14 protein-coding genes are annotated in these 15,109 nt (G+C 59.4%); 10 read left to right on the forward strand and 4 right to left on the reverse strand.

Features of this window, described 5'->3' with window-relative positions:
- Positions 1–579: 579 nt before the first annotated feature.
- Both BLU85_RS27565 and BLU85_RS27570 read right to left on the reverse strand, forming a co-directional pair.
- Positions 580–1,800 (reverse strand): CaiB/BaiF CoA transferase family protein, encoded by a 1,221-nt coding sequence (locus tag BLU85_RS27565; RefSeq protein ID WP_092204907.1) that lies wholly within the window; start codon positions 1,798–1,800, stop codon positions 580–582.
- A 13-nt stretch (positions 1,801–1,813) separates the two neighbouring features.
- Positions 1,814–2,995 (reverse strand): acyl-CoA dehydrogenase, encoded by a 1,182-nt coding sequence (locus BLU85_RS27570; RefSeq protein ID WP_092204906.1) that lies wholly within the window; start codon positions 2,993–2,995, stop codon positions 1,814–1,816.
- Between the two features lie 155 nt (positions 2,996–3,150).
- Here BLU85_RS27570 and BLU85_RS27575 point away from each other — a divergent pair, with 155 nt between their 5' ends.
- The 10 genes from BLU85_RS27575 (at position 3,151) to BLU85_RS27620 (ending at position 12,965) form a co-directional block, all read left to right on the forward strand.
- Positions 3,151–4,047, forward strand: a complete 897-nt coding sequence (locus BLU85_RS27575) for a LysR family transcriptional regulator (protein ID WP_092204905.1) — start codon at positions 3,151–3,153, stop codon at positions 4,045–4,047.
- Between the two features lie 434 nt (positions 4,048–4,481).
- Positions 4,482–5,603 (forward strand): Re/Si-specific NAD(P)(+) transhydrogenase subunit alpha, encoded by a 1,122-nt coding sequence (locus BLU85_RS27580; protein WP_060739788.1) that lies wholly within the window; start codon positions 4,482–4,484, stop codon positions 5,601–5,603.
- Positions 5,604–5,618: 15 nt separating this feature from the next.
- On the forward strand, positions 5,619–5,942 hold the full coding sequence (locus tag BLU85_RS27585) for an NAD(P) transhydrogenase subunit alpha part 2 (protein ID WP_003187010.1): 324 nt from the start codon (positions 5,619–5,621) through the stop codon (positions 5,940–5,942).
- The gene (locus BLU85_RS27590; protein WP_092204904.1) at positions 5,942–7,378 is read left to right on the forward strand and encodes an NAD(P)(+) transhydrogenase (Re/Si-specific) subunit beta; all 1,437 of its coding nucleotides are present in this window, start codon (positions 5,942–5,944) and stop codon (positions 7,376–7,378) included. The genes BLU85_RS27585 and BLU85_RS27590 overlap by 1 nt, the downstream gene beginning before the upstream one ends.
- Before the next feature lie 198 nt (positions 7,379–7,576).
- Positions 7,577–9,070, forward strand: coding sequence for an acetyl-CoA hydrolase/transferase family protein (locus BLU85_RS27595; RefSeq protein ID WP_092204903.1), 1,494 nt, complete (start codon positions 7,577–7,579; stop codon positions 9,068–9,070).
- A 319-nt stretch (positions 9,071–9,389) separates the two neighbouring features.
- Entirely contained in the window at positions 9,390–9,605 is a 216-nt protein-coding gene (locus BLU85_RS27600; protein ID WP_003187014.1) for a DUF1127 domain-containing protein, read from the forward strand.
- A gap of 321 nt (positions 9,606–9,926) precedes the next feature.
- A complete protein-coding gene (locus BLU85_RS27605; RefSeq protein WP_092204902.1) occupies positions 9,927–10,244 on the forward strand; it encodes a DUF2388 domain-containing protein in 318 nt (105 codons plus the stop codon).
- Positions 10,245–10,350: 106 nt separating this feature from the next.
- Positions 10,351–10,659: a DUF2388 domain-containing protein gene (locus tag BLU85_RS27610; RefSeq protein ID WP_092204901.1), complete on the forward strand. Its 309-nt coding sequence runs from the start codon at positions 10,351–10,353 to the stop codon at positions 10,657–10,659.
- Positions 10,660–10,686: 27 nt separating this feature from the next.
- Positions 10,687–11,007 (forward strand): DUF2388 domain-containing protein, encoded by a 321-nt coding sequence (locus BLU85_RS27615; protein WP_003187020.1) that lies wholly within the window; start codon positions 10,687–10,689, stop codon positions 11,005–11,007.
- Entirely contained in the window at positions 11,004–12,965 is a 1,962-nt protein-coding gene (locus BLU85_RS27620) for a DUF7844 domain-containing protein (protein WP_092204900.1), read from the forward strand. The genes BLU85_RS27615 and BLU85_RS27620 overlap by 4 nt, the downstream gene beginning before the upstream one ends.
- A gap of 97 nt (positions 12,966–13,062) precedes the next feature.
- Here BLU85_RS27620 and trpA read toward each other — a convergent pair whose 3' ends face one another.
- Together trpA and trpB are read right to left on the reverse strand one after the other, a co-directional pair.
- Complete coding sequence (trpA, locus tag BLU85_RS27625) at positions 13,063–13,875, reverse strand: tryptophan synthase subunit alpha (protein ID WP_092204899.1); 813 nt, start codon at positions 13,873–13,875, stop codon at positions 13,063–13,065.
- A complete protein-coding gene (trpB, locus tag BLU85_RS27630) occupies positions 13,875–15,107 on the reverse strand; it encodes a tryptophan synthase subunit beta (RefSeq protein ID WP_053127073.1) in 1,233 nt (410 codons plus the stop codon). Before trpB ends, trpA begins: the two co-directional genes overlap by 1 nt.
- Positions 15,108–15,109 lie beyond the last annotated feature (2 nt).

Here is a 15,109-nt window from a genome sequence, read left to right on the forward strand (position 1 = left end):
TTACATCTTTGATTTCTCGCGGAGTAACTTGTGATGCTGATAATCTGTTGACTAGCAGTCTGACTCCACAAGCACCCACACGAATTGCTTGATTCAGTTGTTAAAGAGCGGTTGGCTGAGCCTTTCGTCTCAACCGAGGCGCGCATTCTACAGCGCCCCGTGTATCTGTCAAGCGGTTATTTTCAGAAGTTTTCAAAGTTTCCTTTTCAACTTCAACCACTTGCGCTTCCGATCTCTCGTTAGCGGGAGGCGAATTCTACAGCGTTACTCGCTGCTGTCAACACCTCTTTTTCACCGCTTTCGACCGAGAGGATCGAACCGCATATAGAGCCAAACAACACTGCTCTACCTGCGCCTTCCGGGCTTCGATGAACTGAAGCCCCGCACCATCGAAACCTACTTAACTCATTGAATATCAAGGAGTTTTCCGTTTCGACTGCGCCGGAAGTGGGGCGAATTATAGACTTCCAGAATCTGCCGTCAACCCTTAATTTCGCTTTTCTATCAATAAGTTGCGCAGCACTGGTAAACCCTGTCGCTTTTGCCCTTTTACACGCTCCTTTATATAGAAGAGAAGACTCACAGCACCCCAGCCTCTCTGAACGCCATGACCTCAGCTTCGTCCAACCCCAACACTCGCTGCAGCACCTCCAACGTATGCTCCCCTAATAAAGGAGGCGCATGGCGATACTCCACCGGCGTCTCGGACAGTCGAATCGGACTGGCCACCTGCGGCACTTTACCGGCCAGCAGGTGAGGCAGCTCCATCGCCAGCCCACGTGCCTGCACCTGAGGATCGGCAAACACCTGGGCCAGGTCGTTGATAGGCCCACACGGCACACCGGCCTGCTCCAACTGGGTCACCCATTCGGCGGTGGTCTTGAACACCGTCGCCTGGCGAATCAACGGAATCAACACCGCCCGGTTCGCCACCCGCACCTTGTTAGTGGCAAAACGCGGATCATCAGCCCACTGCGGTTGACCGGCAACCTCAGCGAACTTTCGGAACTGGCCGTCATTACCCACCGTCAGGATAAAATCGCCATCAGCCGTAGGAAAATCCTGATAAGGCACGATGTTCGGATGAGCATTACCCAGCCGCTTCGGCGCGCTGCCCGTGGTCAGGTAGTTCATCGCCTGGTTGGCCAGGCAAGCCACTTGAACATCCAGCAGGGCCATATCGATGTGCTGCCCGCCGCCGGCATGATCACGATGGGCCAACGCCGCCAGAATGGCAGCGGTCGAATACAGCCCCGTGAGGATATCCGTCAACGCGACCCCTACCTTCACCGGCCCCGCACCCTCATCGCCTTCAGGGCGACCGGTCAGGCTCATCAAGCCCCCCAATCCCTGGATCATGAAGTCATACCCGGCGCGCTTGGCGTAAGGGCCGGTCTGGCCAAACCCGGTTATCGAGCAATAGATCAATTGCGGATTGATCGCCTTTAGCGAGTCATAATCCAAGCCATACGCCGCCAGGCCGCCCACCTTGAAGTTCTCGATCAGGATGTCGGACTTGGCCGCCAGCTCTCGCACCAGCCGCTGCCCCTCTGGTCGCGTGAAGTCGATGGTCACCGACTGTTTGTTGCGATTGGCTGAAAGATAATAAGCGGCTTCGGTCGTGTTCTCGCCTCGGGCATCCTTCAGGAAGGGCGGCCCCCAGGCGCGCGTATCGTCACCATTGCCGGGACGCTCGACCTTGATGACATCAGCCCCCAGGTCCGCCAGGATCTGTCCGGCCCACGGCCCGGCCAATACCCTCGATAAATCCAATACCCGCAGATGCGAAAGCGCGCCCATGACCGTTCTCCTATTAGTAGAACGCCTGGATACCGGTTTGCGCACGCCCCAAAATCAGCGCATGCACATCGTGCGTGCCTTCATAGGTGTTTACGACTTCCAGGTTCACCAGATGACGCGCGATGCCGAACTCATCGGAAATACCGTTGCCGCCCAGCATGTCCCGCGCCATGCGGGCGATATCTAGGGACTTGCCGCAGGAGTTGCGCTTCATGATCGAGGTAATCTCGACCGCCGCCGTGCCCTCGTCTTTCATACGCCCCAGACGCAGGCATCCCTGCAGGGCCAGCGTGATTTCAGTCTGCATATCGGCCAGTTTCTTCTGGATCAACTGATTCGCAGCGAGCGGGCGACCAAACTGCTGCCGGTCCAGCGTGTACTGGCGAGCGGTATGCCAGCAGAACTCAGCCGCCCCCAAGGCGCCCCAGGAGATGCCGTAGCGCGCCGAGTTCAGGCAAGTAAAGGGGCCCTTCAGGCCACGGACATCCGGGAAGATGTTCTCTTCTGGAACGAATACGTTATCCATGACGATTTCGCCAGTGATCGAGGCGCGCAGCCCGACCTTGCCATGGATGGCCGGCGCACTCAGCCCCTTCCAGCCTTTTTCGAGAACGAAGCCGCGGATGTCACCGGCGTCGTCCTTGCCCCAGACGACAAATACGTCAGCGATCGGGCTGTTGGTGATCCACATCTTGCTGCCCGTCAGGCTGTAGCCGCCTTCCACTTTGCGCGCACGAGTGATCATCGAACCCGGGTCGGAACCATGGTTCGGCTCAGTCAGACCAAAGCAGCCGATCCATTCACCCGACGCCAGCTTCGGCAAATACTTCTGTTTCTGCGCCTCAGTCCCGAATTCGTTGATCGGCACCATGACCAGCGAGGATTGCACGCTCATCATCGAGCGGTAACCGGAATCGACCCGCTCTACTTCACGAGCGATCAGGCCATAGCTGACGTAGTTCAACCCACTGCCGCCGTACTGTTCAGGAATGGTAGCCCCCAGTAGGCCGACTTCACCCATCTCGCGGAAAATCGCCGGGTCGGTTTTTTCATGACGGAACGCTTCCAGCACTCGTGGTGCGAGCTTCTGCTGGGCGAACTGCTCGGCAGTGTCGCGGATCATGCGTTCTTCTTCGGTGAGCTGCTGATCCAGCAACAACGGATCGATCCAGTTGAAGCTCGCTTTACCGGCCATGAAAGAGTCCTCGCAATTGAATGAAAATCGTGGATTGATCCTAGGCGCGGTTTCCTACAAGGGCAAACGAGGATTACGCACTAACCTGTGCTAATTTCTCACTCCGTAAACGCTAAGAACCCCATTTATATAGGTCTTGAGTGAGGCTTACGTACATGCGCCGTAAAATCCCCAGTACCGCCGCCCTGGTCAGTTTCGAGGCTGCCGCGCGCCATGAAAGCTTCACCAAGGCAGCGCAGGAGCTTTCTCTCACGCAAGGCGCTATCTGCCGACAGATCGCCAGCCTGGAGGACTTCCTCAGCGTGGAGCTTTTCCGACGCTCGCGCCGCGGCGTCAAACTGACCGAAGCCGGTCTTTCCTACAGCCGACGCGTTGCCACCCAACTGGATGCCGTCGAGCGCGACACACTTTCAGTGATGGGGCACACCGGTGCGAACGTGATCGAGCTGGCCGTGGTGCCGACCTTCGGCACCCAATGGTTACTGCCACGCCTCAAGGACTTCCAGCAGCAGCATCCGGAAGTCACCGTCAACCTGACCAACCGCACGCGTCCCTTTCTCTTTGCCGATACGGAGTTTGACGCCGCCATCTATTTTGGCGATGCGGACTGGTCCGGTACCGAATCCCACAAGCTGATGGGCGAAAACCCGATGCCGGTATGCAGCCCCGCCTTGCTAGACGGTCGCAAGGGCTTGACCGCAGAGGAGATTGCCGAACTGCCCTTGCTGCAGCAGACCACGCGTCCATATGCGTGGCGCCAGTGGTTCAACGCCCAGAACCTGAATATCGCACGAGACCTTACAGGACCGCGTTATGAACTATTCTCCATGCTCGCCCAAGCGGCTATGCACGACATGGGTATCGCGCTGATTCCGCCCTTTTTGATTCAACGCGAACTGGCAGAGAAACGACTGGTCGTGGCCAACCGTAACGCGCTGTTAAGCATCAAGGCCTACTACCTGATGATTCCGGAGCGAAAAGTCGAGTCCGCCTCCCTTCGAGCTTTTCGTGACTGGCTCGTGAACCAAGCAAATAATTATCTTATTGATTAATAAGGAAAAAATAAAAATAGACTCAGGTAGTAAACCAACAGAAGTCGCTACAGATATAAGTTTATGTCGCATTCAGTCAATCTGTTATCCAGCCCGTGCAGTAGTCTCCAAAGCGTCTAAATACATGGCTTCGAGCCATATCACCCAACACATCAGCGCTTATTCATCTGGCCGATGGGGAAAATTGTCAATTTGAACCTGAATCCTTGGAAAGCACGGCCCACAAGGGCTGCCGATCGATAATCGCGACATTCGGTCACAGGGTGACTTGTAGTTAATTTTCCGTCACCTGTCATAATCTCTTGAAGGGCTGAATTTTCGCCTGCAAAATGCCGCGCCCCGCCTGGTTTGGCGGGACCGTGCTGATCGGCCGCCCCAGCCGCACCATCCGAAGTGCCTGGGTTTACTCAATAAGATCACGCAGGAGATTTGACGTGCACATTGGTGTTCCCCTCGAAACCCAAACGGGTGAAACACGGGTTGCTGCTACCCCGGAAACCATCAAGAAGTTGATCGGCCAAGGCCATAAAGTCACTGTTCAAAGCGGCGCCGGTATCAAGGCCAGCGTTATCGACAGTGCCTATGAGGCAGCGGGCGCAACCATTGGCAGCGCCAGTGATGCATTCGGGGCCGAGCTGATCCTCAAGGTGGTGGCGCCCAGCGACAGCGAACTGACGCTGATCAAGAGCGGCACCGTTCTGGTGGGCATGCTCAATCCGTTCAACAACGAAACCATCGCCAAGCTGGCCGAGTGCGGCATTACCGCTTTCGCCCTTGAGGCCGCGCCACGTACTTCCCGAGCCCAGAGCCTGGATGTGCTGTCGTCTCAAGCGAACATCGCCGGTTACAAAGCCGTGTTGCTGGCCGCCCATTACTATCCGCGCTTCATGCCGATGCTGATGACTGCCGCGGGCACCGTGAAAGCGGCGCGCGTGCTGATTCTCGGCGCGGGCGTCGCCGGATTGCAGGCGATCGCCACGGCCAAGCGCCTGGGCGCGGTGATCGAGGCTTCGGATGTGCGCCCGGCGGTCAAGGAGCAAATCGAGTCCCTCGGCGCGAAGTTCGTCGATGTGCCTTACGAGACCGACGAAGAGCGTGAGTGCGCCGTCGGCGTCGGCGGTTATGCCCGGCCGATGCCGGCCAGCTGGATGCAGCGCCAGGCCCAAGCCGTGCACGAGCGCGCCAAACAGGCTGACATCGTCATCACCACCGCATTGATTCCGGGCCGCAAGGCACCGACGTTGCTGAGTGCCGAAACCGTCGCGCAGATGAAACCCGGCTCGGTGGTCATCGACCTCGCGGCAGCCCAGGGTGGTAACTGCCCGCTGACCGTGGCCGATCAGGTCGTGATCGAGAATGGTGTGACCATTTGCGGCCCGACCAACCTGGCCGGTGAAGTCGCGGCGGACGCTTCGGCGCTGTATGCCCGTAACCTGCTGGACTTCCTGAAGCTGGTCTTCACCAAGGAAGGTCAGTTCGACGTGAACCTGGAAGACGACATCGTCGCCGCGTGCCTGATGTGCCGCGACGGCCAAGTCATCCGCAAAAACGCCTAAGCAGGGATTCAGACAATGGAAGAGCTTATCTCCCCCGGTATCTACAACCTGATCATCTTCGTGCTGGCGATTTATGTCGGTTACCACGTGGTCTGGAACGTAACGCCCGCGCTGCACACACCGTTGATGGCGGTGACCAACGCCATTTCGGCGATCGTGATCGTCGGCGCCATGCTCGCCGCCGCGCTGACCGTGACTCCTTTGGGCAAGACCATGGGCACCCTCGCCGTGGCCCTGGCCGCGGTGAACGTCTTCGGTGGCTTCCTCGTGACGCGCCGCATGCTCGAGATGTTCAAGAAAAAAGCCCCGAAAGCCGTAAAAGAAGAGGCGCCCAAGTAATGAGCATGAACCTGGTAACGACGCTTTACCTGATCGCGTCGATCTGCTTCATCCAGGCCCTCAAAGGCCTGTCGCACCCCACCACCTCCCGCCGAGGCAACCTGTTCGGCATGCTCGGCATGGCATTGGCGGTGCTCACTACCGTAGGCCTCATTTATAAGCTCGGCGCTGAGCTGGCTACCGCCGGTATCGGCTACGTCATCGTCGGCCTGCTGGTTGGCGGTACCGCCGGCTCGATCATGGCCAAGCGCGTCGAAATGACCAAGATGCCGGAGCTGGTGGCGTTCATGCACAGCATGATCGGCCTGGCGGCGGTGTTCATTGCCATCGCGGCTGTCGTCGAGCCGCAATCCCTGGGCATCGTCAAGCAACTGGGGGATTCGATTCCGACCGGCAACCGTCTGGAGCTGTTCCTCGGCGCAGCCATTGGTGCAATCACCTTCTCCGGTTCGGTGATCGCGTTCGGCAAGCTTTCGGGCAAGTACAAGTTCCGCCTGTTCCAAGGCGCACCGGTACAGTTTGGTGGCCAGCACAAGCTCAACCTGATCCTGGGTCTGGCGACGCTGGGCCTGGGCCTGACCTTCATGTTCACCGGCAACCTCGGCGCGTTCGCCTTGATGCTGGCCCTGGCCTTTGTCCTGGGCGTGCTGATCATCATCCCGATCGGCGGCGCGGACATGCCGGTGGTGGTGTCGATGCTCAACAGTTATTCCGGTTGGGCCGCAGCGGGCATCGGCTTCTCGCTGAACAACTCGATGCTGATCATTGCCGGTTCGCTGGTGGGCTCGAGCGGTGCGATCCTCTCGTACATCATGTGCAAGGCGATGAACCGTTCGTTCTTCAACGTGCTGCTCGGCGGTTTCGGCAACAGCGCGGATGCGGCTGGCCCGGCCGGTTCGAAAGAAGCCCGCCCGGTGAAATCCGGCTCGGCTGACGACGCCACCTTCCTGCTGACCAACGCCGATACCGTGATCATCGTGCCGGGCTATGGCCTGGCGGTGGCCCGGGCGCAGCACGCGCTGAAAGAACTGACCGAGAAGCTGACCCACCACGGCGTGACCGTCAAATACGCGATCCACCCGGTGGCCGGTCGCATGCCCGGGCACATGAACGTCCTGCTGGCCGAAGCCGAAGTGCCTTACGACCAGGTGTTCGAAATGGAAGACATCAACTCCGAGTTCGGCCAGGCCGACGTGGTACTGGTGCTGGGCGCCAACGACGTGGTCAACCCGGCGGCGAAGAACGATCCGAAGTCGCCGATTGCCGGCATGCCGATCCTCGAAGCGTTCAAGGCCAAGACCATCATTGTCAACAAACGCTCAATGGCCAGCGGCTATGCGGGCCTGGACAACGAGCTGTTCTATCTCGACAAGACCATGATGGTGTTCGGTGACGCCAAGAAGGTCATCGAAGACATGGTCAAAGCGGTGGAATAACCCTCGCCGCTTTACCAAGACGCCCCGACCTGTCGGGGCGTTTTGATTTGTATCAAGGCAAAATATTACCGATCCGGTAATGATGTTTTGTCCGAAACGCCCGTAATAGACGCCTGAAATGCGACCTTTGTAGCGGGTCGGGCACAGCGCTAATTCACTAGACTGCGCATCTTGCTTTCCAGCCCGAGATAACCACCTATGTACCGTGATCGCATCCGCTTGCCTTCGTTATTGAATAAAGTGATGAGCGCTGCCGAAGCAGCCTTGTTGATTCAGGACGGCATGACCGTCGGCATGAGCGGCTTTACCCGCGCCGGAGAAGCGAAAGCGGTGCCCCACGCCCTGGCTGAACGCGCCAAGGTCACCCCGCTGAAAATCAGCCTGATGACCGGTGCGAGCCTGGGCAATGACCTCGACAAGGAGCTCACCGAAGCCGGTGTACTGGCGCGCCGCATGCCGTTCCAGGTCGACAGCACGCTGCGCAAGGCAATCAACGCAGGCGAGGTGATGTTCATTGATCAGCATCTCTCGGAAACTGTCGAGCAACTGCGCAACGGCCAGCTCAAGCTGCCCGATATTGCCGTGATCGAAGCCGTGGCCATTACCGAGCAAGGACATATCGTACCCACCACATCGGTGGGTAATTCAGCCAGCTTCGCCATTTTCGCCCGCCAAGTGATCGTCGAGATCAACCTGGCTCACAATCCGAATCTGGAAGGGCTGCACGACATCTATATCCCGACCTATCGCCCCACCCGTACACCCATCCCCCTGGTGAAAGTCGACGACCGTATTGGCAGCCCCGCCATTGTGATCCCGCCGGAAAAAATCGCCGCCATTGTTATTACCAACCAAGGCGACTCGCCTTCGACCGTCGCGTCACCGGACAGCGACACCCAGGCCATTGCCGATCACCTGATCGATTTCTTCAAGCAGGAGGTTTCGGCCGGACGCATGACCAACAAGCTCGGGCCGTTGCAGGCCGGGATCGGCAACATCGCCAATGCCGTGATGTGCGGGCTGATCGATTCCCCGTTCGAAGACCTGACCATGTATTCCGAGGTTTTGCAGGACTCGACATTTGACCTGATCGACGCCGGCAAGCTGAGTTTCGCCTCCGGCAGTTCGATCACGCTGTCGGGTCGACGTAATGCCGATGTGTTTGGAAACCTGGAAAGGTACAAGGACAAGCTGGTCCTGCGCCCACAAGAGATCTCCAACCATCCCGAGGTCGTACGTCGCCTGGGCATCATCGCTATCAACACCGCGCTGGAGTTCGACTTGTACGGCAACGTCAATTCCACCCATGTCTGCGGCACGCGGATGATGAATGGCATCGGCGGCTCAGGGGATTTCGCCCGCAATGCCCACCTGGCGATTTTCGTCACGAAATCGATTGCCAAAGGTGGGGCCATTTCCAGCGTCGTGCCGATGGTCAGCCATGTGGACCATACCGAACATGACGTCGACATCCTGGTGACCGAGATCGGCCTGGCCGACCTGCGGGGTCTGGCACCCAGGGAGCGCGCGCGAGTGATCATCGACAATTGCGTACACCCCAATTACCACCAGGCCTTGAACAAGTATTTCGACGCCGCGTGCGCCTTGGGCGGGCATACCCCGCATATCCTGCGCGATGCACTGAGTTGGCACCTGAACCTCGAAGAAACCGGACGCATGTTGGCCGTCTGATACAGCTGGATCACCGTTATCGCAAATACAGTTTTGGTTGAAGACCGTCATTCGAGCCATGACCGACAAAAACTGTACTGCTGTACCGGTGTTTTCTTACAGTCTTTTCCCATGAAACAACGACGAACGCACTAAATTGCACCAATATCGTGCAGATAGGTACAGTTGCCTCAATATCGACCAGTACACCACTCTTTAACAGTTAACTGGTCTCTCACAATACAGGTGAACTGTATCTAGAGAGACTGGCCAAACGAGAGGATCATGGGCACCAGTCAAACCACTACCTAATCCCGCCACAAGCGGAAGGATGTCAACCATGGAACGTACACTCAGTTCCGAGCTGTTTTTCGAAGACAAAGCTGAAAAAAACCAGGCTTCCCTGCCTCTTCGCGTTATCGCCAACCTGATGTTGTGGCAGCGCCGCATCGCCAGCCGTCACCAACTGGCTCGTCTGGATTCGCGCCTGCTGGCTGATGCCGGTATCAGCGAAGCACAACGCTACGAAGAGCTGAGCAAGCCGTTCTGGCGCTAACTCAGCGTCGCTGGCCCTGACCCACCGGGTCCACCGCCAGCACCGAATTGAACAAACAAGACCCGTCGCGGGTAACCGCGACGGGTCTTGTCGTTTCCGGGCCCGATTTGACAAAAGCGCTGGAGACATAACACTTTTAGAAATGTATAAAACACACCAGTACAGTAAGCCGCCCCTCTGCCGTCAATGACTGTCGCAAGGGCTGTCAGCCAACGCGTTCCTGTCCTAATATCGAGCCGAACGTGGCGAAGCGAGTCGAACATGCGTCTCCTCTTCCAGCTACACGCACCGGCATCACCTCATCATTCAAGGAGTTTCATCATGATCCGTCTTCGCCTGCTCAGCGCAGCTGCCCTGCTGGCCGTAGCCGCCCACTCCAACGCCAGCAGCTTCATCGTCACCACCGACTCCATCGTCGGAGCACTCAAGGCCACTTCCGACGCGACCTCCGATGCAACCTCATCCCTGCGTGACAACAAGATCGTTCAAGCCGCCCGTGATGACGCCGCCAGCTTCGTCGCCAGCGAAGGCGCCATCCGTGGTGTGAAACTGGAAAGCGCCCTGGATTACATCCGCCAGCAGGCCCCACAGCTCAACGCCACCGATGCGCAATTGGCCCAGGCCATCCTGGTGATCTGATGCAACATGAAACATCGGGCACCAAATGGTGTTCCGATGTTTCAGTGCTGGCTCTGGCCCGCGGGTTTGCGCTAGCCTTCAAACTCGCCATCAACCGTCGAGTCCCATGCGTTTCTACTCAGATCTGTTCATCGCGTCGTTCTTCATCGTTTCTTGCTGGTCTGTTCCGGCCCATGCCTTCGATGTGTCCACCCAGCAAGTGGTGGTCAGCGGCTATGCCACGAGCATGGTGACCTCTGCGCCCTTCGACCATAAACTGATCGTCGCCGCTCACGATGACGCTGCGGCATTCGTCGCCAGCGACGGGCAACTGCGAGGTGCACAACTGGAATCGGCCCTGGATTACCTGCGCCGGACCCAGCCAAAACTTCACGTCAGCGACCTTGAACTGGCACAGGCAATTCTCGTCCAATAGCTATCCTTATTTTTCCGGAGTCGTTCCATGCGTAGCCCGCTGATTGCTGCCGCCCTAGGCCTGCTGGTGTTGGCCGATGTGGCCCAGGCACATACCCTGGTAGCCACCAGTAACATCATCGTTCGCGCTTCCCAGCGCACGATCGATTTCACTTCCGACACCACCACGTCCATCCGTGATTCGAAAATCGTCCGCGAAGCCCATGACGATGCAGCCAGTTTTGTCGCCAGCAATGGTGAAATTCGTGGCGCTCATCTCGAGGCCGCCTTCGACACCTTGCGCACCCGCGTGCCGGAAGCCCGCGACGCCAGTGACCAGGTTCTCGCCGAAGCCATCCTCGCATTGTGAGGCGGTTCGCCGCCTGGCTGGCGGCCGGGGTCTTGCTGCTCACGGGCAGCATGGCCCAGGCCGGCCTGCGATTGCACCTCAACGTCGAAGGCCTGAGCCCGGCGCAACAGCAGGCCAGCCAGGCGCTGCTCGACGAAGCCATGCAGGCCCTGCCGCCGCGCTTCATCGAGAGGCTGGACCGGCGCATCGATGTCGGCTGGACCGACCAGATGCCCGTCAATGCCTACGGCCAGGCCTCGCTGGTGTCGCAACTGGACCTCAATAGCAACCTGCTTGACAGCCTTGTCGACGGCAGCGCCGCGACACAAAAGACCCATCGCCCCCACGGCACCGTGCGCCGGGAAATGCTCGCCACGGTCCTGCACGAACTGACCCACATCTATGACCGCTCGCGTCTATGGCCAGAGACCGAACGCGCACTGATCCAGCGTTGCACTCGACGCCACAGCAGCGCCGGGTTGATTGGTCTTCCCGATGAATGCCGGGGCCAGAACGACCGCCGTTTCACCCTCAGCGATGATCCTCGCTTGCTGGACCTCGCCGGCTGGCCACAATACGTCGGCCGTCGCGGTGAACGGGAACAGCACAACCGCCAGGTCGCCCGCAGCCCGGATCTCTATGAAACGAGCAGCCCCAAGGAGTTCGTCGCGGTCAACATGGAGTACTTTCTCCTGGACTCCAGCTATGCCTGCCGACGCCCCGCCCTGTATCGCTATTACCAGGAACACTTCGGTTGGGCCCCCGCCGCCAAGGACACCTGCGCCCAATCGTTCGCCTTCCTCAACGCCGGAAACGACTTCGCCAAGACACCGCTGGGCAAGGTCGATCCGGAACGGGTCTATGCCATCGATTACCTGCTGGCCGAGGCCAATCAGAATTGGGTGAGCCGCTGGGGCCACAGCATGCTCCGGCTGGTGATCTGCGCGCCGGGCCGCCCACGTGGCCCGGACTGCCGACTGGATCTGGACCAACACCTGGTGTTGTCATACCGCGCCTTCGTGGGCGATGTGCAGCTGTCGAGCTGGGACGGGCTCGTCGGCAAATACCCATCGCGCCTGTTCGTATTGCCATTGGCCCAGGTGATCGACGAATACACCAAGACCGAACTGCGCAGCCTGGCATCGGTGCCGCTGAACCTGTCGCGCACCGAGATCGAGGAAACGGTCGAGCACGCCGCCGAAATGCACTGGAGCTACGACGGCAACTATTACTTCCTGTCCAATAACTGCGCCGTGGAGAGCTTGAAGCTGTTGCGCAGCGGCAGCAATAACGAGCAACTCAAGGGCCTGGACAGCATCATGCCCAACGGCCTGCTGGAGGTACTCAAGGGCCGGGGCCTGGCGGATACCAGCGTGCTGGATGATCCCAAGGAAGCCCTGCGGATGGGCTACCGCTTCGACTCATTCCGCGAGCGATACCAGGCGATGTTCGAGGTGCTGAAGAAGTATTTGCCGATCAAGCAGCAAACGGTGGAAGACTGGCTGGCACTCGACGCCGCCGAACGCCGCGTCTGGTTCGAACAGGCCAACCTGCGCACCAGCGCGGCGTTATTGCTGCTGGAACAGGCCAGTTATCGCCGGCAATTGTTGTTGGCGCAGGATGAAGTCAAACAGCGCTACCTCGGCGCCCGTGAATTGCAGAACGGCGGTATGGAACGGGCCAATGCGACGCTGCAGCAGATCCTCGCCAACAGCGGTTTCCTGAGCCGTCCGGCCGAACTGTTGGGCAGCAGCGGCTACGGCTTGCCGCAACCCAGCGAGTGGCGACGCCTGGAATCGGAAAGCAGCTTACGGCAGAAACAACTGCAAACGCTGACAGGCGACCTGGACAAGGAAGTCCGGGCGCTGCTCGAGCCGAGCCGCGCAGCTGAAATTGCGGCGAGCGAGGCCAATGTGAAAGAAATTGGCGAGCATTTGCGCAAGCTGCACAAGGCCGGGGGCGGGTTGGAGTTGCCTTGACCCTGCAAAAAGCAGCGTCAAGACTGCTCCTGGTGGAATAAAAAAGGGTTCAGAACTCAGTTCTGAACCCTTTTTTCGTGGCTGTCAGTTGAATCAATCAGCTGAGACGCGCCTTGCGTACACCATCGGCCAGGGCGGCACACAAGCTCAACACCCCATCAATTGCCTGCTCCGATGTTTCGGCGCTGGCGATATGGTCGATCAGCGCCGAGCCCACCACCACCCCATCGGCCAATCGTGCGATGGCGGCAGCCTGCTCTGGCGTGCGAATGCCAAAACCAATGCTGATGGGCAGATCGGTATGGCGACGCAGTCGCGCCACGGCTTCTTCCACATGCTCCAGCGTCGCGGCACCGGCACCGGTCACGCCCGCCACCGACACGTAGTACACAAAACCCGAACTGCCATTGAGCACCGTCGGCAAACGCACATCGTCGGTGGTCGGCGTCGTCAGGCGGATGAAGTCCAGGCCAGCCGCCTGGGCCGGTTCGCACAGTTCGCTGTTGTGCTCGGGCGGCATGTCCACAACGATCAGGCCATCGACACCGCAATCCAGCGCTTCGCCAATGAAACGTTGCACGCCATAACGGTGGATCGGGTTGAAGTAGCCCATCAGCACCAGCGGCGTCTCGGTATTGTCCTTACGGAACTCGCGAACCATCTGCAGGGTTTTCGCCAGGTTCTGCTGGGCGCCCAAGGCACGAATATTCGCCAACTGGATCGCCGGGCCGTCGGCCATCGGGTCGGTGAACGGCATGCCCAACTCGATCACGTCGGCACCGGCCGCCGGCAGCCCCTTGAGAATCGCCAGCGACGTGTCGTAGTTCGGGTCGCCGGCCGTGACGAAAGTGACCAGGGCGGCGCGGTTCTGTTCCTTGAGTTCGGCAAAACGGGTTTGCAGGCGGCTCATCAGTGTTTCTCCTGCTGGGACTGTTCCATGTGGTGCATCACGGTTTGCATGTCTTTGTCACCACGGCCGGACAGGTTGACCACCATCAGGTGATCTTTCGGCAGGTTGGGTGCGCGCTTGAACACTTCCGCCAGGGCATGGGCGCTTTCCAGTGCAGGAATGATCCCTTCCAGGCGACAGCATTTGTGAAAGGCTTCCAGGGCTTCGGCGTCGGTCACCGAGGTGTACTGGACGCGACCGATGTCGTGCAACCAGGCATGTTCCGGGCCGATACCGGGGTAGTCGAGACCTGCGGAAATCGAATGGGCATCGATGATCTGGCCGTCGTCGTCCTGCAACAGGAAGGTGCGGTTGCCGTGCAGTACACCCGGAACGCCACCGTTCAGGCTCGCCGCATGCTTACCGGTCTCGATGCCATAACCGGCGGCTTCGACGCCGATGATCTCGACACTCTTGTCGTCCAGGAACGGGTGGAACAGGCCCATGGCGTTGGAGCCGCCGCCGATGCACGCCACCAGGCTATCCGGCAGGCGACCTTCCTGGGCTTGCAGTTGATCGCGGGTTTCCTTGCCGATCACGGCCTGGAAGTCGCGCACCATGGCCGGATACGGATGCGGGCCAGCCACGGTGCCGATCAGGTAGAACGTGCTGTCGACGTTGGTGACCCAGTCGCGCAGGGCCTCGTTCATTGCGTCCTTCAGGGTGCCGGTGCCGGCGACCACCGGGATCACTTCGGCCCCCAGCAGCTTCATGCGGAACACGTTGGCCTGCTGGCGCTCGATGTCGGTGGTGCCCATGTAGATCACGCAATCCAGCCCGAAACGCGCGGCCACGGTGGCGGTGGCCACGCCGTGCATGCCGGCGCCGGTCTCGGCGATGATGCGTTTTTTGCCCATGCGCCGCGCCAGCAGGATCTGGCCGATGCAGTTGTTGATCTTGTGCGCGCCGGTGTGGTTCAGCTCTTCGCGCTTGAGATAGATCTTGGCACCGCCGCAGTATTCGGTCAGGCGCTCGGCGAAGTAGAGCGGGCTCGGACGACCGACGTAGTCGCGCTGGAAGTAGGCCAATTCCTCAATGAAGGCCGGATCTTCCTTCGCCACTTCGTATTCACGGGCCAGATCAAGGATCAGCGGCATCAGGGTCTCGGCCACATAGCGGCCGCCGAATGCACCGAACAGGCCGTTGGCGTCGGGGCCGCTGCGCAGGTTGAAAGGGGTCGTAGGCTGGGTCATCG

The organism is Pseudomonas sp. NFACC14 (assembly GCF_900106885.1).
GTDB lineage: Bacteria > Pseudomonadota > Gammaproteobacteria > Pseudomonadales > Pseudomonadaceae > Aquipseudomonas > Aquipseudomonas fluorescens_AA.